20 protein-coding genes are annotated in these 20,449 nt (G+C 69.8%); 10 read left to right on the plus strand and 10 right to left on the minus strand.

Going from position 1 to position 20,449, the window contains the following annotated elements; genetic code table 11:
* Positions 1-10: 10 nt before the first annotated feature.
* On the minus strand, positions 11-1,213 hold the full coding sequence (locus tag Q0812_RS02100) for a pyridoxal phosphate-dependent aminotransferase (protein WP_302108643.1): 1,203 nt from the start codon (positions 1,211-1,213) through the stop codon (positions 11-13).
* A 105-nt stretch (positions 1,214-1,318) separates the two neighbouring features.
* On the opposite strand from Q0812_RS02100, the gene Q0812_RS02105 reads away from it, so the two are divergent.
* The 8 genes from Q0812_RS02105 (at position 1,319) to Q0812_RS02140 (ending at position 9,363) form a co-directional block, all read left to right on the plus strand.
* Complete coding sequence (locus Q0812_RS02105; protein WP_302108644.1) at positions 1,319-2,056, plus strand: TVP38/TMEM64 family protein; 738 nt, start codon at positions 1,319-1,321, stop codon at positions 2,054-2,056.
* 66 nt (positions 2,057-2,122) lie between these two features.
* Complete coding sequence (locus Q0812_RS02110; RefSeq protein ID WP_302108645.1) at positions 2,123-2,734, plus strand: glutathione S-transferase family protein; 612 nt, start codon at positions 2,123-2,125, stop codon at positions 2,732-2,734.
* A 201-nt stretch (positions 2,735-2,935) separates the two neighbouring features.
* Positions 2,936-3,979 carry a rod shape-determining protein gene (locus tag Q0812_RS02115; protein WP_302108646.1) on the plus strand — a complete coding sequence of 348 codons (1,044 nt, stop codon included), beginning with the start codon at positions 2,936-2,938 and terminating at the stop codon, positions 3,977-3,979.
* A 93-nt stretch (positions 3,980-4,072) separates the two neighbouring features.
* The gene (mreC, locus tag Q0812_RS02120) at positions 4,073-5,095 is read left to right on the plus strand and encodes a rod shape-determining protein MreC (protein WP_302108647.1); all 1,023 of its coding nucleotides are present in this window, start codon (positions 4,073-4,075) and stop codon (positions 5,093-5,095) included.
* A complete protein-coding gene (locus Q0812_RS02125) occupies positions 5,095-5,613 on the plus strand; it encodes a hypothetical protein (protein ID WP_302108648.1) in 519 nt (172 codons plus the stop codon). Before mreC ends, Q0812_RS02125 begins: the two co-directional genes overlap by 1 nt.
* A complete protein-coding gene (gene mrdA / locus Q0812_RS02130; protein ID WP_302108649.1) occupies positions 5,610-7,667 on the plus strand; it encodes a penicillin-binding protein 2 in 2,058 nt (685 codons plus the stop codon). Before Q0812_RS02125 ends, mrdA begins: the two co-directional genes overlap by 4 nt.
* Positions 7,664-8,815, plus strand: a complete 1,152-nt coding sequence (rodA, locus tag Q0812_RS02135; protein ID WP_302108650.1) for a rod shape-determining protein RodA — start codon at positions 7,664-7,666, stop codon at positions 8,813-8,815. Before mrdA ends, rodA begins: the two co-directional genes overlap by 4 nt.
* Before the next feature lie 50 nt (positions 8,816-8,865).
* Positions 8,866-9,363 carry a hypothetical protein gene (locus Q0812_RS02140; RefSeq protein WP_302108651.1) on the plus strand — a complete coding sequence of 166 codons (498 nt, stop codon included), beginning with the start codon at positions 8,866-8,868 and terminating at the stop codon, positions 9,361-9,363.
* A gap of 45 nt (positions 9,364-9,408) precedes the next feature.
* Here Q0812_RS02140 and pip read toward each other — a convergent pair whose 3' ends face one another.
* Positions 9,409-10,371 (minus strand): prolyl aminopeptidase, encoded by a 963-nt coding sequence (pip, locus tag Q0812_RS02145; protein ID WP_302108652.1) that lies wholly within the window; start codon positions 10,369-10,371, stop codon positions 9,409-9,411.
* A 42-nt stretch (positions 10,372-10,413) separates the two neighbouring features.
* Positions 10,414-10,773, minus strand: coding sequence for a DUF423 domain-containing protein (locus Q0812_RS02150; RefSeq protein ID WP_302108653.1), 360 nt, complete (start codon positions 10,771-10,773; stop codon positions 10,414-10,416).
* Here Q0812_RS02150 and Q0812_RS02155 point away from each other — a divergent pair.
* A complete protein-coding gene (locus Q0812_RS02155; protein ID WP_302108654.1) occupies positions 10,772-12,007 on the plus strand; it encodes an MFS transporter in 1,236 nt (411 codons plus the stop codon). The genes Q0812_RS02150 and Q0812_RS02155 overlap by 2 nt on opposite strands.
* On the opposite strand, the gene Q0812_RS02160 is transcribed toward Q0812_RS02155, so the two are convergent.
* Both Q0812_RS02160 and Q0812_RS02165 read right to left on the minus strand, forming a co-directional pair.
* On the minus strand, positions 11,976-14,381 hold the full coding sequence (locus Q0812_RS02160) for a coiled-coil domain-containing protein (protein WP_302108655.1): 2,406 nt from the start codon (positions 14,379-14,381) through the stop codon (positions 11,976-11,978). The two genes, Q0812_RS02155 and Q0812_RS02160, sit on opposite strands and share 32 nt — an antisense overlap.
* Positions 14,382-14,528: 147 nt before the next feature.
* Positions 14,529-14,723 (minus strand): hypothetical protein, encoded by a 195-nt coding sequence (locus Q0812_RS02165; RefSeq protein ID WP_302108656.1) that lies wholly within the window; start codon positions 14,721-14,723, stop codon positions 14,529-14,531.
* 113 nt (positions 14,724-14,836) lie between these two features.
* On the opposite strand from Q0812_RS02165, the gene Q0812_RS02170 reads away from it, so the two are divergent.
* Positions 14,837-16,312, plus strand: coding sequence for a phospholipase D-like domain-containing protein (locus Q0812_RS02170; protein ID WP_302108657.1), 1,476 nt, complete (start codon positions 14,837-14,839; stop codon positions 16,310-16,312).
* Here the strand turns inward: Q0812_RS02170 and Q0812_RS02175 are convergent.
* The 5 genes from Q0812_RS02175 to Q0812_RS02195 all read right to left on the minus strand — a co-directional run bounded on the left by Q0812_RS02175 (position 16,267) and on the right by Q0812_RS02195 (position 20,444).
* Positions 16,267-17,013, minus strand: a complete 747-nt coding sequence (locus tag Q0812_RS02175) for an endonuclease/exonuclease/phosphatase family protein (protein WP_302108658.1) — start codon at positions 17,011-17,013, stop codon at positions 16,267-16,269. The genes Q0812_RS02170 and Q0812_RS02175 overlap by 46 nt on opposite strands.
* A 70-nt stretch (positions 17,014-17,083) precedes the next feature.
* Positions 17,084-17,986, minus strand: coding sequence for a cobalamin biosynthesis protein CbiG (locus Q0812_RS02180; protein WP_302108659.1), 903 nt, complete (start codon positions 17,984-17,986; stop codon positions 17,084-17,086).
* Positions 17,987-18,081: 95 nt separating this feature from the next.
* The gene (locus tag Q0812_RS02185) at positions 18,082-18,663 is read right to left on the minus strand and encodes a hypothetical protein (RefSeq protein ID WP_302108660.1); all 582 of its coding nucleotides are present in this window, start codon (positions 18,661-18,663) and stop codon (positions 18,082-18,084) included.
* 1 nt (position 18,664) lies between these two features.
* Positions 18,665-19,444, minus strand: coding sequence for an exodeoxyribonuclease III (locus tag Q0812_RS02190; RefSeq protein WP_302108661.1), 780 nt, complete (start codon positions 19,442-19,444; stop codon positions 18,665-18,667).
* Positions 19,445-19,475: 31 nt separating this feature from the next.
* Positions 19,476-20,444, minus strand: coding sequence for an alpha/beta hydrolase (locus tag Q0812_RS02195; protein ID WP_302108662.1), 969 nt, complete (start codon positions 20,442-20,444; stop codon positions 19,476-19,478).
* Between the last annotated feature and the right edge of the window lie 5 nt (positions 20,445-20,449).

The raw sequence follows: 20,449 nt of genomic DNA on the forward strand, positions 1-20,449 counted from the left end.
GCGAAGCGCCTCAGGCCAGGCCGGCGCAGAAGCGCTGGATGCGCTCGCAGGCGTCCTCCAGCACTTCGGTCGAGGTGGCGTAGGAGACCCGGAAGAAGGGCGACAACCCAAAGGCGGCGCCATGGACCACGGCGACGCCCTCCTTCTCGAGCAGCTGCTCGACGAAGACCTGATCGTTCTCGATCACCACGCCGTCTTGCGTCTTGCGCCCGATCAGGTCCTCGATGGACGGATAGACATAGAAGGCCCCCTGGGGCGTGGCGCATTTCAGGCCGCGCGCCTGGTTGAGCATTGAGACCACGAGGTCGCGCCGCTGGCGGAACACCTCGGCGCGCTCGGCGATGAAGTCCTGCGGGCCGGTGAGGGCCTCGACCGCCGCCCATTGGGCGATGGAGCAGGGGTTGGAGGTGGTCTGACCCTCCGCCTTGCGCATCAGGTCGATCAGCGCCTTGGGCCCGCCGGCGTAGCCGATGCGCCAACCGGTCATGGCGTAGGCCTTGGAGACGCCGTTCACCGTCAGCGTGCGGTCGTAGAGCTGGGGCGCGGCCTGGACCAGGGTCGTGAACTCGAAGCCGTCGTAGACCAGGTGCTCGTACATGTCGTCGGTCATCACCCAGACGTGGGGGTGACGCTCCAGCACGGCGCCCAGAGCGGCCAGCTCCTGCCGCGAATAGGCGGCGCCGGTGGGGTTGGACGGCGAGTTGAGGATCAGCCAACGCGTGCGAGGCGTGATCGCCGCCTCCAGCACCTCGGGACGCAGCTTGAAGCCGTCCTCGGCCTTGCCCACGATCTCGACCGGCTCGCCGCCGGCCAGCAGCACCATGTCCGGATAGGACACCCAGTAGGGCGCGGGCACGATCACCTGGTCGCCCGGCGACAGGGTGGCCAGCAGGGCGTTGAACAGCACGGCCTTGCCGCCCGGCGCCACGTGGATCTGGTTGGTGGCGTAGTCCAGGCCGTTTTCGCGTTTGAACTTGGCCGAGACGGCGGCCTTCAGCTCGGGGATGCCGTCCACGTCGGTGTACTTGGTCTCGCCCCGGCGGATGGCGGCGATGGCCGCTTCCTTGACGTTGTCGGGCGTGTCGAAGTCCGGCTCGCCCGATCCCAAGGAGATGATGTCGCGTCCCTGGCGGGCCAGCTCGCGCGCCTTGGCCGAGGCGGCCAGGGTGGGCGAGGGCTTCACCCGCGAGAGGGCGGCGGATTGGAGACTCATGGGCGTGTCCCGGAAACTGCGCGGCGAGGTTTACGCAAGCGGACGGGTTGAGGCAACGAAGCGGCGCCTCCCCAATCCGCACGTCGGCGTGTAAGGGCGGGGGCGATGCTGTATCGCTTTCGCGCCTTCTTCCACGAGATGGACACCCGCCGCTGGCGCGCCGCAGCGGCGACGGCGGTCATCCTGATCGGCCTGACCGCCGTGTTCCTGGTGGGCAAGGCGGGGATCGGCCCGGACGTGGAGGCGCGGGTCGAGGGCTGGCTGGCCGGGTTCGCCGGCAGTCCCTGGGCCCTGGTGGTGACGATCCTGCTGTTCACCCTGACCGCCTTCATAGGCGCGCCCCAGTTCCTGCTGATCGCGGCCTGCGTGGTGGCGTTCGGGCCCTGGCTGGGCTTCACCTATGCCTGGGTGGCGACCATCGTCTCGGCGGCCGTGACCTATTATGTGGGGCGGCTGGCTGGCGGGCGGTTCCTCGACCGGCTGGGAGGGCGCACCGTGGGGCGCCTGCGCGGATTCGTCAGCGATAACGCCTTCTCCTCCAGCTTCATCATCCGCAATGTGCCGAGCGCGCCGTTCATCGTCGTGAACATGGCTTTCGGCGCGGCCCGTGCGCCCCTGCTGGCCTTTCTGGCCGGGTGCGCCCTGGGGTCGATCCCGAAGACGGCCCTGATCGCCTTTTTCGGCGGCTCGGTCATGACGGCGGTCGAGGGCGACGGCGTCTGGAGCTCGGCCATTCTGGCCGGCATCGGTTTCCTGGCGCTGGCGGTCTCGCTCGGCTTCCGCGAATGGATGAAGCGGCGCCGTCAGCGCTACGGCGACTTCGACCCAAATACTGAAACCTGATCGGTTGCGGTTGGAAAACCTCTCCCCATCTGAGCGTTCCCACGCCAGCCAAAGGAGACCTTTCCGATGCCCACGCTCTACTACTCGCCCGGCGCCTGCGCCCTCGCCTCGCATATCGCCATGGAGGAGGCGGGCGCGCCCTACGACCTGAAGAAGATCGATCTGCGCGCCGGCGAGCAGCGGACGCCCGAGTATCTGGCCGTCAATCCGAAGGGGTCGACGCCCGCCCTTGCCACGGCCGAAGGCAATTTGTCCGAGAACGTGGCCATTCTGGCCTACATCGCGCGCAGTCATCCCGGGAAAGACCTGGCGCCGGAAGATCCGTGGGGCTTCGCCCAGTTCGTGTCCTTCAACGCCTATCTGGGAGGCTCGGTGCACCCGGCGCTGGGCAAGGTGCTGTTCTCGCGCCCGCCCCTGGAGGGCCAGGCCAAGACCGACGCCACCGAGCTGGCGCTCTCCAAGCTGGACATGGTCGAGACCCATCTGATGAAGGAGCCGTGGGCGCTGGGCGACTGGAGCCTGTCCGACGGCTATCTCTACGTCTTTGAACGCTGGGCCTTTTCGGCCGGCCTGCTGGACAAGGCGCGCTTCCCCAAGCTGAACGCTCACCTGAAGGCGGTGCAGGCGCGCCCGGCTGTCCAGCGCGTGCTGAAGGTCGAAGGGCTGGAGCCCCTTTAACCGCCCCTTTCCCGCCATAAAGGGCGGCCCCTGCGGCGCATGGACCGCAGGGGCTCCATGCCCCTTGAAATCCTAAGCCGGGACGGGCAAACCGCGTCATCCGTCTGCGAGCGAGCGGCGGCCTGAAGATTCCCCTCCAAAGGCCTGATCGATCATCGCGGCTCGGCCCTCAGGCCCCAAGACCCCACGGTTCCCGCCCCCATGCTCGGTTCTCTCTTCGGCGCCATCTCGAACGATATCGCCATCGACCTCGGCACCGCCAACACGCTCATCTACATGAAGGGCAAAGGCATTGTGCTCAACGAACCGTCGGTGGTGGCGCTGAGAAACGTCGGCGGCCGCAAGGTCGTCCACGCCGTGGGCATCGAGGCCAAGCAGATGCTGGGCCGCACGCCGGGCCACATGGAAGCCATCCGCCCCATGCGCGACGGGGTCATCGCCGACTTCGAAGTCGCCGAGGAGATGATCAAGCACTTCATCCGCAAGGTCCATAACCGCAAGGGTTTCGTGAACCCCAAGGTGATCGTGTGCGTGCCGTCGGGCGCCACGGCGGTGGAGCGCCGCGCCATCAACGATTCGTGCCTGAACGCCTCGGCCCGTCGCGTCGGCCTGATCGACGAGCCCATGGCGGCCGCCATCGGCGCAGGCTTGCCGATCCATGAGCCGACCGGTTCGATGGTGGTGGATATCGGCGGCGGCACCACCGAGGTGGCCGTGCTGTCCCTGTCGGGCATCGTCTATTCGCGCAGCGTCCGCGTCGGCGGCGACAAGATGGACGACAGCATCATCAGCTACATGCGCCGCAACCATAACCTGCTGATCGGCGAGACCACCGCCGAGCGCATCAAGAAGGACATCGGCACCGCCCGCGTCCCGCCGGATGGCGAGGGCCTGTCCATCGAGGTCAAGGGCCGTGATCTGATGCAGGGCGTGCCCCGCGAGGTGCGCATCTCCGAGCGTCAGGCCGCCGAGGCCCTGGCCGAGCCGGTGTCGCAGATCATAGAAGCGGTGAAGGTCGCCCTGGAGGCGACGCCGCCGGAACTGGCCGCCGACATCGCCGACAAGGGCATCATGCTGACGGGCGGCGGCGCGTTGCTGCGCGGCCTGGACGCCGAGATCCGCGACCAGACGGGCCTGCCGGTCTCGGTCGCCGACGATCCGCTGTCCTGCGTGGCCATCGGCTGCGGCCGCGTGCTGGAGCACCCGCGCTGGATGAAGGGCGTGCTGGACGCCACCCTGCCCTAGGGCGGCGACTCAGGGCCTTATGCGTCATCGGTGGCCGGGCCGCGCCTGGCGTAAGGGTTCGCGGCGGGTCGACATTCTTCGGGGAGGGGCGCCTTGGCGTTCCGCGACGGTCCGTTCGAGAAACTGAGAGTGCCGCTGACCTGGGCGGCGGCGCTGGCGCTGATCGTCGCCATCGTGGGAGCCATCGTGCTCCTGATCGCCGACCGCCGCGCCGGCGAGGACGGCGACGGATATGGCGCCGTGCGCGAGAGCTTTGACCGCGTGGCCGCGCCGGTGGGCGGGGTCTTCGCCGCGCCCGTGCGCTGGATCGGGCAGGGCGCAGACTTTGTCGACGACTACTTCTTCGCCGTGTCGGAGAACCGCCGGCTGAAGGCGCGCCTGGCCGAGCTGGAAGCCACGCGCGACGCCAACATCGCTCTGCTAAACGTCAATCGGCGCTATCAGGCCATGCTGGGCATTCGGGTCGAGCCCCCCGTGCCGGCGGTGCATGCCCGTTCCGTCTCCGAAAGCCGGGGCGCCTTCGTCAACGCCCGGCTGATCGACGTGGGATCGCGCCGGGGCGTGAAGATCGGAAATCCCGTCATCAACGAGCACGGCCTCGTCGGCCGGGTCGTCGGAACCACGCCCTCTGTCAGTCGTGTGCTTCTACTGACGGATGTGGCCAGCCGCACGCCGGTTCTCGTAGACCGCACTGACGCCCGCGCCATCCTGACCGGCGACGGCAGCGGCAATCCACGCCTGGAGTTCATTCGCGGCCAGGACGCCGTGCGCGTGGGGGACCGCATCCTCAGTTCGGGCGACGGCGGCAGCTTCCCGCGCGGCCTGCCCATCGGCGTTGCTGCGCGGGGCATCGACGGGACCTGGCGGGTGAAACTGTTCTCCGACCGGGGCGCCATGGATTTCGTGCGCGTCCTGCTGTTCGAGGACTTCTCGCAGCTGGTGGACCGCCGTGCGCTCGACGCCGCGCCCCTGGCCGGAGCGGACACGGCGCCGCCGCCGAACGCGCCGGCCGCTCCGACCCAGCCGGCGCCGCAAACCGCGGCCCGGCCAGAGGCCTCGCCCGCCCAGCCTGCCTCGCCCCAGCCTCCGCCTCAGCCCCAAGAGGGGGCCGGCTGATGCCGCGGCCCGCGCCCGTCCGCGTGGTGGGACCGCTCAGCTGGATCGTCTGGCCCACCCTGATCGCCCTGGCGGTCACGATTGTCCTGGGCACGCCGATCAAACTGTTCCGCCTGTCTCCGCCAGAGCCGGTGATCCCGCTGGTGCTGGCCTTCGCTTGGCCCCTCATCCGTCCGTCGGTGCTGGCGCCCCTGGCCCTGTTCGCGGCCGGGCTGTTCCTGGACCTGTTCTGGGGCGGACCAACGGGGCTGTGGCCGTTGGCCCTGCTGGCCGTCTATGGGCTGACCCTGTTCGCACGCAACTTCATCGTCGGCCAGGAAAGACGGGTCCTGTTCGCGTGGTACGTCGGCGGCGTGCTGCTGGCCTATCTGATCGTTTATGTCGCAGTCGCGGTGCAGGCCCAGAACGCCCCCAGCGTGATAGCCTTGGTCTTCGGCATCCTGCCGACGATACTGTTGTTTCCGGCCGCCAACTGGATGATCGAGACCTTCGACGACGGCGACATGCGCTTCCGATGAGCAGCGAACCCTCGATCTTCTTCTCGGATGTAAACGAGCGCCAGGGCTCGTTCCTGCGGCGGACCTTCCTGCTGGGCGGGGCCACGGTGCTGGGCCTGGCCGCCCTGTCGACGCGTCTGGGCCAGCTGCAGATCGTTCAGGCGCGCGAGTACTCGACCCTCTCCAGCAACAACCAGTTCAACTTCCGCCTGACGCCGCCCCCGCGCGGGCGAATCGTCGACCGCAACGGTGTCACCCTGGCCGGCAACCGGCCCAGCTTCCGCGTGCTGGTCGTGCGCGACGAGACCCGCGACCTGGACGAGACCCTCGACCTGCTGGGCCGGCTGTTGCCCGACACGCTGGAGCGGCGCCGCTCCATCATCCGTGAAGTGAACGCGGCCCCCCGGTTCGTGCCGGTGCCGGTGAAGTCCGACCTGTCCTGGGAGGAGTTCGCCCGCGTCAACGTCTATGCGCCCGAACTGCCCGGCGTCATGGCCGACATGAACGAGGCGCGGTTCTATCCCTTCGGCGGCGCCTTCGCCCACGTCATCGGCTATGTGGCCAAGCCCAACGACCGCGACATCCAGGCCTATCGCGATCGGGGCGAGGAGATCGATCCGATCCTCTATCACCCCGGTTTCCGCGTGGGCCGCCAGGGGGTGGAGCGGACCTTCGACGAGCAGCTGCGGGGCGAGCCCGGCGGTCAGCGGGTCGAGGTCGATGCGCGCGGCCGCGTCGTGGGCGAGGACGTGGGCGGGTCGCGTCCCGCCGTGCCCGGCCAGGATGTAGTGCTGACCCTGGACGCCGACATCCAGAACCGCGCGCTGGAGGTCTTCGGCGAGGAGGCGGGCGGCGCCGTCGTCATGGACATCCGCAACGGCGACGTCCTGGCCATGGTTTCGGCGCCTTCGTTCGATCCCAACCTGTTCGTCAGCGGCGTGCCGTCCCGGATCTATCGCGCGCTGGCGGACTACGAGCGCAAGCCGCTGCTGGACAAGGCGATCTACGGCACCTTCCCGCCGGGTTCGACCTTCAAGATGACCACGGCCCTGGCCCTGCTGGACGCCGGCATCGACCCCAGCGAACGCGTCGTCTGCACGGGCGGCTATCGGTACGGCAATCGCACCTTCCGCTGCTGGAAGGCCGGCGGGCACGGTCCGCAGGACATGCACAACGCCATCAAGAACTCGTGCGACACGTACTTCTACCACCTGTGCAACCGCGCCGGCGTCGATCGCATCGCGCGCGTCGCCGAAAGCCTGGGGTTCGGCCACACCTACGAGATCGGCATCGCCGGCCAGTCGGCGGGCATCGTGCCGTCGACCCGCTGGAAGCGCGAATACACGGAGGCGACCCGTTGGGAGGATGATCCCAACTGGTATCCCGGCGAGACGCTGTCCGTGGCCATCGGTCAGGGCGCGCTGGCGGTGAACGCCCTGCAACTGGCGGTCATGACCTCGCGCCTGGCCAACGGCCGCAAGGCGATCATGCCGCGCCTGGTGAAGTCCGTAGGCGGGGTCGAGCGGCCGTCCGGCGCCGCCGTGCCCGACCTGCCCTTCAGCCGCGAGCACCTGGACATTGTGCGCAACGGCATGGCGGCCGTGGCCAATGACGTGACGGGCACCGCCTATCGCAACAGCCAGCTTGGCCTGGGCGACATCCTGATGGCCGGCAAGACCGGCACGGCCCAGTCGCGCGACTATCGGGCGGGCGAGTCCCGTGGCCCGCGCAACGCAATCTGGAACCGCCGCGACCACGCCCTGTTCGTGGCCTTCGCGCCGCACGACGCGCCGCGCTACGCCGTGGCTCTGATCATTCAGCATGCGCCCGTGGGCGGCTCGGCCGACGCAGCGCCTCGCGCGCGTGAGATCATGAAGGTGGCGCTGCTCAAGGATCCCGACATGCGTTCGCGCATCGAGCGGCCCCTGCCGCCCCCGCCGGCCGCGGAGGCCACGGGCGAAGAGCCGGACAACTTCGGCGCCGCGTCCACGCCGCCCGCCGCAACCCAGTCGGCGGCGCCGGCCCAAACCGCAGCGCCGCAACCCGCCGCCCCGTCGCAGGAGGGCCCACAGTGACCGCCTCGGCCCTGACCCGTCCCGGCGAACGCGACCGGCTGCCTGTCAAGATCGCCCAGCTGGACTGGCGCCTGGCGGGCCTGGTGGCCGTCATCGCCCTGGTCGGCGCGGCCATGCTGTGGTCCGTGGCCGGCGGCTCGTGGGAGCCGTGGGCCGGCAATCACCTGACGCGCTTCAGCGTCTTCTTCGTGATGATGATGGTGTTGGCCCTGGTCGATCTGCGCTGGTGGTACGCCATGGCCTATCCGGTCTACGGGGCGGGCCTGCTGCTGCTCGTTGCGGTGGAGCTGGTCGGTGAGACGCGCATGGGCGCGACGCGCTGGCTGGACCTGGGCTTCACCAGCCTGCAGCCCTCCGAGATCATGAAGCTGGGTATCGTGCTGGCCCTGGCGCGCTGGTACCACGGCGCCTCGGCCCAGGAGGCGCGCTTCCACTGGAAGCTGATCGTGCCGGCCCTGATGCTGGCGCTGCCCGTCGTGCTGGTGGCGCACCAGCCGGACCTGGGGACTAGCCTCCTGATCCTCTTCACCGGGGTGGCCATCATGTTCGTGGCCGGGCTCAGCTGGAAGATCGTCGTGGCCGGCATAGGGTCCGTCCTGGCCATCGCGCCCATGATGTATTTCTTCGTCCTGCACGAATATCAGCGCCGGCGGGTGGATGTGCTGTTCAACCCGGAGGCGGACCCCTCGGGCTCGGGGTATCACATCGCCCAGGCCAAGATCGCCATCGGATCGGGCGGTTTCCTCGGCAAGGGCTTCGGGCTGGGCAGCCAGAGCCAGCTGAACTTCCTGCCGGAGAAGCACACCGATTTCATCTTCCCGACCGTGGCGGAGGAGTTCGGCTTTATCGGCGCCTTCCTCGTGCTGGTGGTTTACGGACTGATCGTGGCTGCGGCCCTGCGCATCGCCTCAGTGTCACACAACCACTTCGGACGGCTGGCGGCGGCGGGGGTGACGGCGACCTTCGCCCTCTACGTGCTCATCAACGGCGCCATGGTCATGGGACTGGCGCCCGTGGTGGGCGTGCCGATGCCGCTGCTGTCCTATGGCGGCACGGTGATGATGACGGTGATGATCGGCTTCGGCCTGGTCATGGCGGTCAAGGTCCACCGTTATCTCGAGCTGCCGAAGGGCCCGGGGCTGCTCTAACGGAGTAGGGACTGGACGGAACGGCGCCGCCGCCCCCACATTCTGTCGCTATGACCGCCAAGACCGACGCGCCGGAAGAAGCTGAGCTCCCGCCCGCCTGCGAAGAGTGCCCCATGCCCATCACCGCCTGGACCTCGTCCGACGAGGGGCGGTCCCTGGCCGAGGGCCTGAACCCCAACGCCAGTCCGGCGGAGTGGGCCTTCGCCCGCATCTCGCGTCTGATCGAGGACATGGAGAAACAGATCGATCCGGAGCAGGAGGTGGCCGCCAACCTGGTCGGCGCGCCCGGCGGGGTCGCCCTGCGGATCGACGACGTGGGCTACTGGGCCCCGGATCTGGTGATGTTCTACTGCGAAACGGGCGATGGTCGGCGGGTGCGCATCGTCCAGCACTACACCCAATTGTCGGTGGCGCTGTCGGCCCAGCCCAAGCCGCCGGAAGCGCCCGAGCCGCGCCGTATCGGCTTTCAGCTGCGCGAGCGTCTGGAAAAGGCGGCGGCCGAAGGCGCGGAGGCGCCCAAGGCTGAGAAGGTCAAGGCCGCCACCTAGAACCCGATCGGTCGAGGTGGATTCGCCTGCGCGACGAATTCCCGTCTAGAGCCGCGCCGCCGCGTCGGTGGCGCGCACCAGACCGTCGATGATGCCGGGCTCGCTCGAGGCGTGGCCGGCGTCCGGCACCATCTCGAAATTCGCCTCGGGCCAAGCGCGATGCAGGCTCCAGGCGCTGGTGCAGGGGGTCACCACGTCGAATCGACCCTGGACGATCCAGGTGGGGATGCGCCGCATGCGGTCGACATTCTTCAGGATCCAGTCGCTCTCGGGGAAGAAGCCGAGATTGCGGAAGTAGTGGTTCTCGATGCGGGCGAAGGCCACGGCGAATTCCGGTTCGGCGAACTTCTCGGGGCGCCCCTGCGGGCCCTTCACGCTGACCGTGTCGCCTTCCCAGCTGGCCCAGGCGATCGCGGCTTCGGTGCGCACGGCGGGGTCGTCGCTGGAGAGGCGGCGCCAATAGGCCTCCATCAGCTGGCCGCGCTCGGCCTCGGGAATGGGGGCCAGAAAGCCTTCCCAGGCGTCCGGGAAGATATGGCTGGCGCCGTCCTGGTAGAACCAGTGAAGTTCGCTGGGGGCCATCAGGAAGATGCCCCGCAGGACAAGGGCCTCGACCCGCTCGGGGTGGGTGATGGCGTAGGCCATGGCCAGGGTCGAGCCCCAGGAGCCGCCGAACACCGTCCAGCGTTCGAAGCCCAGGCGCTCGCGAATGGCCTCAAGGTCCTCGATCAGCTTCCAGGTATCGTTGTCCTCAAGGACGGCGTTGGGCGTGCTCTTTCCGCAGCCGCGCTGGTCCGGCAGGACCACGCGCCAGAGGGCGGGGTCAAAATAGCGGCGCAGCGCCGGATTGATGCCGCCGCCGGGTCCGCCGTGCAGCACGACGGCGGGCTTGCCCGCAGGATTTCCGACCTGTTCGTAGTGGACCCTGTGAATGCCGCCGGTGTCGAGGAAGGCCGTCTCAAACGGCTCGATCTCGGGATAAAGCTCGCGGCGCGCTGTGTGGGTCACTGAGAAATCCGCATTACTCGGTTAATGAGCCTCGTTAGCTGGTCAATCCTTGACGCTTTGTGACCGCAAAGCTTGCCACGTCAGCAGCAGCCAGGCGCCGATCATCAGAAGCCCGCCCAAAGGCGCGACGGCTCCAAACCCTCGCAGGCCCCAGGCCACGAGGGCCAGACTGAGGGCGAAGACGCCGCCCCCGCTGAGAGCCAGCCAGCCGGCCGCCCGCCGGCCCCAGTGGGCGCAGGCGAGGGCCAGCAGGGCGTGCAGGCCCAGATAGTGGGCGCCTGTGGTCAGAAGCGGCTTCACCTGGGGCCCTGCGCCGTGGGCGGCGAAGGCGCCCAGCATGACGGCGACGGCCCCGCCGAGGGCGGCGCAGGCGAACAAAGCGCGAGCGGAGAGCGGCGTCATGGTCTCATCCTATCGCGCGATCCGTCCGCGTGTCTGCTATGGGCGGCGCATGAGTCCCGCCGCGCGCCTTGGCATCCAATACGTCTGGCTGTTCGGCGGCCTGGGCGTCAGCCTGCCCTTCGCAGGGCTGTGGATGGAGAGCCGGGGGCTTTCGGCCGCCGCCATCGGGGTGATCCTGGCCGCGCCGCAACTGGCCCGGCTGCTGACCGGGCCGCTGATCGCCGTGTGGGCGGATGGGTTTCGCCTGAGGCGCTCAGCCATCGCGGTCGTGTTCCTGGCCGCAGGGGCGGCCTATGCGGTGGCGGCGCTGGGCAACGGCCAGCTGTGGCTGGGCGTCTTCTGGTTCGTGGCGGCGACTGCGGCTGCGGCGGCCGTGCCGTTGACGGATACGTTGGGGCTGAACCTGGCCCGGCGGGGCGGTTTCGCCTTCTCCTGGCCGAGGGGCATGGGGTCGGCGGCCTTTGTGGCGGCCAACATCGGCGCGGGCGCCCTGATCGCGCGGTGGGGCGCCGAGGTGGTTCCGATCTGGATCAGCGCCGTGGCCGTGGCCGGAGCGCTGACGGCGCTGTGGCTGTTGCCGCCGTCGCCCGTGGGGGCGTCGCAGCGCAAGGCCTCATCTCGCGACCGCTATCGCGGCATGGGCCGGTTGATGTCCGATCCCATCTTCCTGGGCGCGGTGGTGGCGGTGGGCCTGATCCAAGCGTCGCACGCTGTCTATTACGCCTTCTCGGCCATCGTCTGGCAGGGGCAGGGCTACAGCGCCCAGACCAGCGGCCTGCTGTGGGGGTTCAGCGTCGCGGTGGAGATCGCCTTCCTGTGGCTGATCGATCCATGGCGCAAGCGGCGGGGGATCGGTCCCTGGACGCTGCTGGTCGTGGGCGCGGCGGCGGGCCTGGTCAGGTGGGGCGCGCTCGCGCTTGAGCCGTCATTGCTGTGGCTGTGGCCCTTGCAGGCGCTGCACGCCCTGACCTTCGCGGCCACCTTCATGGCCAGCCTCGAACTGGCCCAGACCTTGGCGCCGAAGGGGGCGGCCACCGCCGCCCAGATGCTGAACTCAACCCTGTCGTCGGGCGTGCTGATGGGTCTGGCGACCGTGTTCGCGGGCGCATTGTTCGAGGCGGCAGGCACGCTGGCCTATTTCGGTTCGGCCGCGCTCTGCGGGCTGGGTCTGCTGCTGGCGATGGCGGTGGCGAGAAAGGCGGCTAGGCCAGGTCTCCCACCGCCGCATCGATGAGCAGGAAGCCTCGCCCCGTTTGCGAGGCCAGAAGCGCGCCCACGTCGTGGCCCGTGGCGTCGCGCTCTGCGGCCTGGTCCAGCATGCGCGAGTAGGCGCGCACGAAGCGTTCGGCGTCACTGCGCAGGGCCGGGTCGGACAGCACCCGCCGCGAGACGCTGCGCACGGCGGCCGGAGCGATCTTGCGCACGATCTGACGGGCGCGGTCCGGTTCGCCCGTCTGCACCGCGCTGGCGGCTTCAGCCACGCGCGAGCGGGGCAGCAGCGCGTTCGGATCGACGCCCATGGCCTGCACGGCTGCGATCAGCTTGTCCGCAAGGACGTCGGTCTCGTCGGCGGTGGGCGAGGGGCCGGCGCCGGGACCCGCGTCAGCGAGCACGTCATGCCAGGACAGGCCCTGACCCTGCTGGGGCTCAGGTTCGCTCCGCGGCTGGAAGGCGTCGCGCAGGGCTTCGTCCTGTTCGGCGGGCTTCAAACGCAGCGGTCCGCGCAGGCCCATGCCCTGGGAAGGCCCGCGAGCCGCGTCCGGCTCGGGCGCCGGCGCGGGGGTCGGCGCCGCAGGCGGGGCGGGGCGGCGGGGGGCGGGCGCCGCGCCGCCGCCAGAGACGACATTCATCAGCCGCACCGCCTCGGACAGCATGTCGTAGTTGCGCCGGATGCGCTCCTGGAAGGCGGCGTCGGCGGCCTCGGCCTCGGCGGCGGTCCGTCGCGAGGCGTCCGCGAACGCCTTCAGGCCCTGTTCGACCGTAGCCTTGATGTCCTCGATCTGACCCTGGGCGCGCTCGGGCAGTTCTCGGGCGCGCTCGTCCAGCCCGGCGATGGCGCCCTCGATCTCGGAGAGGGTCCGGCGTACGCCGTCAAGGCTGTTCTCCAGGCGCTCGATGGATGAGCGGGCCGAGGCGTCGACCAGCTCGGCGGACTCATTGATGAGCCGCCGCGCGTCGGCCAGACGCGCCTCGACGGCGTCGTCGGCGGCCTTGCCGGCCTCGGCGGCGGCCTCGCCGATGGCGTTGGCGCGGGCGCGGGCGTGATCGACGGCGGCCTGGGCGGCGGCGCGGCTCTCGTCGGCGGCCGAGCGCAACGAGTCGAGGGCCTGAGCTGTCTCGTCGAGGAAGGCCGCGCGCACCTCGGCGGCCAGGGCCCCCACCTGCTCGAGCGCGTCGCGCGTGCGGGTCTCGAAGGCTCCGGCCTCCTGTTCGGACAGGGCGGCGAGAGCCTGGAAGCGTTGGGCGGCGGCTTCGGCGGCGGTCTCCAGCGTCCTGGCGGCGTCGCCCGAGGTCTCGGTCAGTTCGTTGGCGGCGGTGCGGGTGGTCTCCAGGGCCTCCATCAGCTGGGCGCGCTGGGTCTCGACCTGGGCCGAGAAGTCCTCCTGATCAGTGCGCAGGCTGAAGGCGGCGGTCACCAAGGCGGCGCGTTGCTGCGACAGTCCTTCCTCGACGACGCGGATCTGGTCGGCGACGCCCGAGCCGGCGGTCTCGAGCCGCATAGTCTGGCGGGCCAGGTCGTCGGCGGCGGCGCGAGCGGCGGCCTGGGCCTCCCCGGCGGCGGCGGCCAGATCGGCGGCGCGGGCGGCCAGGGCCGCTTCGGCCTCAGTCAGCTGGACCTGGGCCAGGTCAGAGGCCTGGGCCACCATCTGGGACTGGCGCTCGACGGCGGCGACGACGGCCTCGGCCTGGGCGTCCAGCGCTCGAGCCACCTCGGCCAGGTTCATGCGCTCCTTGGACAAGGCCTCGACCAGATGCTGGGCGGCGTTGCGCGCCGACAGGGCTGCGTCGTTGAGGTGCGCGACCTCCTCGGCCAGGGCGTGGCGTAGGGCGACCAGCTCGGTGCGTGCGTTGGCGGCGGACTGGGTAGCGTCCTCGATATCGGTACGCAGCACGACCAGAGCCCTGCCGGTATCCCTGGCGGCCAGAGCCGTGGGGGCCGTCATGGCCTCGGACAGGTCCCGCGCGCGGCTGGTTTCGGCCGCCAAGCGCGAAGCCTGGCGCAGGGCCTGGCCCGCGAAAAGGAAGACGCCGGCGGGGGCGAGCGCCATCAGGGCAAATAGGGCCAGGGTCAGCGGCTCCTGCGCCATCAGGCCGGTGGAGCCGAACTGCCAGGCGGCGAAGGCGGCGATGCCGCCCGCCCAGACGATTGCGGCGATCCAGGCCAGCCAGACCGGCAGCGCTCCGCCATCGCGCGCGGGCCGCGCCCGAGCGACGTCCGGAGAGACGGCTGGCTCGGCGACGAGCGGCTTGGCGCTCTCTGAGGCGGTGACCGGCTCTGCGGTCGGCTCAGGCTGCGGCGCGGCGGGGGGAGCGGGCGGCGCGTCCGCCTCCTGAGAGGTCTCAGGCGTCGCCTCGGTTTTGGACAGGCGGCGGCTGCGCGGCTTCATCTCGTCTCGGCTCCCCTGGCGCGGGCGCGCTTACCATCGCGCCTCAGGCTCTGAGACCCTTACCGATTGTGCGGCGTCAAGCCAACGCGCCAACGCTCGATCAGGCGAGGCGGCGTGCGGGATGGTCAGCCGAGTTCGGCCCGACGTTCAGCAGTCGCGCGTTTTCGGGGGCGTGAGGGAGGTCTTGGCGGAGGACGCCTCGGCCTGGGCAGGCTGGTGCGACACGCGGCGCACCTCGTGCTGGGCGGCGTCGTCCTGGGGCATGGCTTGGCTGAAGACAGCCAACGCCGCCGCCATAAGGGCGCCGACCAGGCCGGTCACGAACTCGAAAAGGCCGCCCATGTCCGGTCCCTCTTCCAGCATAACGCTGTGAGCACTATGCCTGCAACGGCCGCCGGCCGCAACGAATACGGCGGCGGTTCATTATGCGGAGCTGAACCGTTCCAGGAGCGCGCGTGCAGACGGCCCTGAAGACCTGCTGGCGTGTTGAGACGGCGGACCGCGTCGCCTTCCTGATGGAGAACGCCCACTATTTTGAAGTGCTGGCCCAGGCGCTGCGCAATGCGCGCAAGTCGGTGCTGTGGGTGGGATGGCAGTTCGATCCCCGCACCCGGCTGGAGCCGTTCGACCAGCGGCACAGCCGCTCGGACGAGGTGGGCATGATGCTGCGCCGGCTGAGCCATGCGCGGCCCGACCTCGACATTCGCATGCTCATCTGGAAGTCGCCGCTGCTCATCGCGGCGTCGCAGGGCTTCTTTCCGCACAAGGCCCAGCGATGGTTCAGGCGCTGGAACGGCGAGTTCCAGCTGGATCGGCCCAGGCCCTTCGGCGCCTGCCACCACCAGAAGGTCATCGTCATCGACGACAGCATCGCCTTCTGCGGCGGCGGCGATGTGGGCGTGGATCGCTGGGACACGGCCGCTCACCGTGACGACGACCCGCGGCGAGCCATGCCCAGCGGCCTTCTGTCCAAGCCGCGCCATGAGGTGATGAGCCTGGTTTCGGGGCCGGCCGCGCGAGCGCTGGGCGACCTGATCCGCGACCGCTGGGAAGGCGCGACGGGCGAGCGGCCGGCGACCGTCGAGGTCGCGGATGATCCCTGGCCCGAAAGCGTCACGCCCGATCTTTATGACTGTCCGATGGGGATCGTCCGCACCGAGCCCGCCTGGAAGGGCCGCGCCGGCGTGCGCGAAAGCGAAGCCCTTCATCTGGAGGCGATCGCACGGGCCAGGAAGCTGATCTACCTGGAGAACCAGTACTTCACCTCGCCTCTGATCGGCGCGGCCCTGGCCAATCGGCTCGATGAGCCAGACGGGCCCGAGATCGTGGTCATCTCCACCGGCAAGAGCCCCAGCTGGTTCGATCAGGCCACTATGGACGGTGCGCGAAGGGTCATGCTTGAGCGCCTGCGCGCGGCGGACCGCTACGGTCGTTTCAGCGCCTGGCGGCCGCTGACCCCGGGACGCAAGAACATCATCGTCCACTCCAAGGTGACGGTGATCGACGACCGCATGATCCGTGTCGGCTCGACCAATCTGAACAACCGCTCCTTCGGTTTCGACACCGAGTGCGACGTGGCCTTCGTGCCCGAGGGGGAGGGGCCGAACCCGACGATCACCGCCTTCCGCCGTCGCCTGATCGGTCACTTCCTGGGGGTCGAGCAGGCCTATTACGACGACGTGGAGGCGGTAACGCCCAGTATCCGTGAGGCCATCGAGGCGCTGAACACCGGCCGCCTGGTCGACCTGGACGCACGGGCGCCGCTGGACCGCGACTATCTTCTGGCCGAGTGGGGCATCGGCGATCCGGCGACGGCGTTCGACTCGTGGCGGCCCTGGCGGCGAAGGCGGCTGTCCGAGATCTTCAAGCGCGAGATCGCCGAGGCTCAGGCCGCGCCCGTGATCTCGAAGTCCACAACCAGCGGCAGGTGATCCGAGGCCATCCGCGCCAGGGGCGAGAACGGCGCGAAGACCTGGGTCACGCGGATGTCCGGCGTGTGAAAGCAGTGGTCGATGCGGATGGCGGGAAAGGCAGAGGGGAAGGTCTTGACGGTGCGGCCGTTCAACCCGCCGTGCGGACGCTGGGCGTCGATCAGTTCGCGCCGGATGCGCTGGTAGGGGCGCGTCATGGAGGTGGCGTTGAAGTCCCCGACAAGGAGGGTCGGCCCCCTGCAGTCCGGATGGCCCAGCCACTCGCGCCCGCACAGGGCGGCGGCCTGGAGCCTCTGTTCGCGCGGCACGAGGCCGAAGTGGGTGTTCAGGACCTGCACCTCGACCCCGTCGAAGTCGATGGCGGCCCAAAGGGCTCCGCGCGGCTCGATGCCGGGTAGGCCGTCGATGGTCGGCAGGGCCGCGGCGCGCATCAGCCGCTCGGGCCGCCAGGTCAGAATGGCGTCGCCGTAGAGCTCCTGCTCCACGCGCATGGCGGGGTGGAAGTGGTGCGCCATCCCCAGCAGCCGGGCGATGTCGCCCGCCTGATCGGCGTGCTCGGTGCGGGCGCGGCCCACGTCCAGTTCCTGCAGGCAGACCACATCGGCGTCCAGATCGCCCAGGACGGCGGCGATCCGCTCCACGTCCAGGCGGCGGTCCTGGCCCACGCAGCGATGCACGTTGTAGGTGACGATCCGAGGCATCGGTCTCAGCCTAACGCGTGAGGGCGCGGAATCGAACCCACGGGACCTCCGCGGAGTCTGAGCGCCAGCCTCAGGCGCCCAGGATCCAGCCTTCCTCGTCCTCGACCTGACGGATCAGAGCGGGGGCGGCCTCCTTCGGCGGAGCGAACAGGGCCGACAGTTCGCCCTTCTCATCCAGGCGTGCGAAATGCTCGGCCGAACCGCGCACCTGGGCGGCGTCCCTGGGCTCCCCGGCCTCGGCCTTGAAGGGGTAGAGGGTCGGCCAGATCTCGACCGCCAGCACCGACAGCGGGGCCACGTCTTCAGGGCCGAGGGTCCGCCAGCCCGTCCCGAAGGGCCAGACGGCGGTGGTCTCGCCCATCTCTTCCATGAGGGCGCCCACCACGGGAATGCCTAGGATGGTCTGACCCCCCACGGCGCCGGCGCCCATCAGCTGCCAGACACTGGCGGGGCGACGCTTGCCTGAGATGGCGGCGGTTTCGGTGGCGCGGAATTCGGGGACGTCGCCATAGCCGCCCGCTGGCTTGGTGGCGGTCAGCCAGCGCTGGGCGTAGCGCGGCGGGGCGCCCCAGAACGGTCTGCCCTCGTCCGTCATCAGCCGGTTCATCTTGGCGGCGACGGCGAAGCGGTTGTTGGTGTTGTCGGGCTTGTCGACCACGTTTTTGGCCAGGAACGACCAGGTGGCGGACCAGGGCGCGCCGGTGAGGCCCAGGCGCTGAGCCGTGCCTGCCGGATAGCCGAGGGCGAAGTCGAAGCCGAGCAGGATGCGGTCGCCCCGCCGGCGCAGGTCGGCGATGATCTTGCGCAACAGCGCGGCCGCCTCGGCGCGCGTGGCCGGGTTGTGGACCTCGCTGCGCAGATGGAAGCGCGCGTCGCGCTTGGCCACGCCGATCCAGACCGACTGCTCGCCGGTCTTCTTGGCCTCGGAGGCGGACCAATCAACGGTGACGTAGGCGTCGAACAGGCGCGCCATGCTTCGGCCTCCAGAGACCTCGACCTAAAGTGGACTGGCCGCCTTCCTAGAGGCTTTCTCATGCGCCGCAAGGGCGCGGCCGGACGCCCGGCGCATCAACCGTCGTTGCGGTCGTCCAGTTCCTCGTCATCCGAACGCGGCGATGCCCCCACATCGGTGCGCGGCCGGCGGATGATGGCCTCCACGTGGGACAGCCAGCGGCGGCCCAGCCGCACCGCCTCGGCGGGCGAAGCGACGACCGGCCGGATCAGCGGACTCCACAGGTCCTGCTCGAACTCGGGCTGTCTCACATCGTCGAAGAGGAGGCGCAGAGACACCCGTTCGGCCTCGGCGCCTACATCATCGAGTTCGCGCCGCGCCTCGCCCCGCCGGACGCGCGCCGAGACGTGGCCATCGACGATCAGCTCGGCGCCTTCCAGTTCGTCAAAGGTGAAGACCAGGCCGCTGCGGCCGCCGTTCCAGAGCACGGCGATGCTCTCGCTGTCGAAGTCGAGGCCGGCGGCCTGGCCCATGCCGGGCGAGAGGGCCTCGGCCTCCGGCAGGCCGCCCAGGATGTGACGCAACGCCCGGCGCAGGCGGCGCTCCTCCTCCATCCACCAGGAGAAGAACGAGGCGGCGAAGGTCAGGGCCGCCGCCAGGAGCGCGATCAGCAGAAGGACGCGGACCGCTTCGGCCATGTCAGTCGGCCAGCTCCACCACGACCGGCACGTGGTCGGACGGGCGGTCCATGTCGCGCGCCTCACGGTGGGTGTCGAACCCGACGAAACGGTCCGCGGCCTGGGGCGAGAGCAGGGCGAAGTCGATGCGGATGCCGTGGTCCCGCTGCCAGGCGCCGGCGGTGTAGTCCCAGAAGGTCCACTGGCCAGGCGGCGAGCCCGCCAGGGCGTGGGCGTCGTAAAGCCCGATGTTCAGCAGGGACCGAAACGCCGCCTGGCTCTCGGGCCGGAAGAGGGCGTCGCCGACCCACCGGTCCGGGTTGCGCGCGTCGTCAGGCGTCGGGATGACGTTCAGGTCGCCCGCCAGCAGCAGGCTTTCTTCCAGCTTCAGCAGCCCCTGGGCGTGGGCGCGCAGGCGCTCGAACCAGTCCAGCTTGTAGGCGAACTTGGGGCTGTCGACGGGGTTGCCGTTGGGCAGGTAGATGGCCCCCACACGAACGGGGCGGGGCGCCTCGACCACCGCCTCTATGTAGCGGGCCTGCTGGTCATCCTCGGGGCCCGGAAAGCTGCGCCGCAGGTCTGAAAGCGGATGCTTCGAAAGGATGGCGACGCCGTTGTAGGTCTTCTGGCCGAAGGTCTCGATGTTGTAGCCCATGGCCTCGAAGGGCTCGCGCGGGAACTTCTCGTCCACGCACTTGAGCTCCTGCAGGCAGGCCACGTCGGGCTGGTGCGCCTGGAACCAGGCCGTGGCCGTCTCCAGCCGGGCGTTGATCGAGTTCACGTTCCAGGTGGCGATGCGCATGGCCAAGGCTTAGGCCGCGTCGTCCCTGGCCTCAATAGCGCGCGCGCAGGATGAACTCGCCGACGGCCTCGGCCAGCCCGGGCGCCAGCGGCAGGTCTGGATTCGAATAGGTGGCCAGGTTGGCGGTCCGCTCGGCGGGCGCGACCTTGAGCACGTGGTTCACGCCCTCGAACAGGCGAAGTTCGATCCCTTCGCGAGCGGCGGTCAGGCGCTGGGCGTCGGCGACGCTGGTCTGGAGGTCGGTCGTTCCTTGAACCACGAGGATAGGAACTTCCAGCTGCGCGACGTCGGCGGCTGGGTCGAGCGCCAGCCAGGAGCGCATGTAGGGCTGGACCGACGGGCGGCAGAGAGTGGCAAAGGCGGGGGGACATTCGACGGGACGATCCGCGGCCAACTCGGCCATCAGTTCGTTCAGTTGAGTCTGGGCAGGTTCGGGCACGGAAGCGAACTGCTCGCGCAGGAGCTCGACCGCCGGACGGCCCGCCCCGGAAATCAGCACCAGGCCGCAGACCTTGTCAGGCGCGCGGCGGGCGGCGCTGAGCGCGATCTGGGCGCCCTCGGAGTGGCCGATGACCCAGACGCAAGGGCGCCGGGTCTGCGCGCGCTGCCAGTCAATCCAGGCGAGGGCGTCATTGACGCTGACGTCCCAGGTCAGGTCCTCCTCGCGGACAGCGGCCGCGGCGCTGCCGCCGACGCCGCGCTTGTCATAGCGAAGCGTGCCGATCCCCTGGGCGGCCAGCGCCTCGGCCAGCAGGCGGTAGGTCGCCGCGCGGATGCCGAGCGGGCTGTCGCCGTCGCGGTTCGTGGGGCCAGAGCCGGGGATGATGACGGCGTAGGCGCGGGTGTCGGCGGCGCCGGCGGATGTGCCCTTGAGACCGTTGGCGTCGGTCAGCTCGACCTCCGTCGAATGAGACGGGCCGGGGTCAGGCGCGGGGCAATCGGGCGCGCAGGGCGACGGCGTCGCTGACAGGGTCATGGCGGAGAGAAGCGCGATGATCATGGCCG

The organism is Peiella sedimenti, from assembly GCF_030504955.1.
GTDB classification, from domain to species: domain Bacteria; phylum Pseudomonadota; class Alphaproteobacteria; order Caulobacterales; family Caulobacteraceae; genus Brevundimonas; species Brevundimonas sedimenti.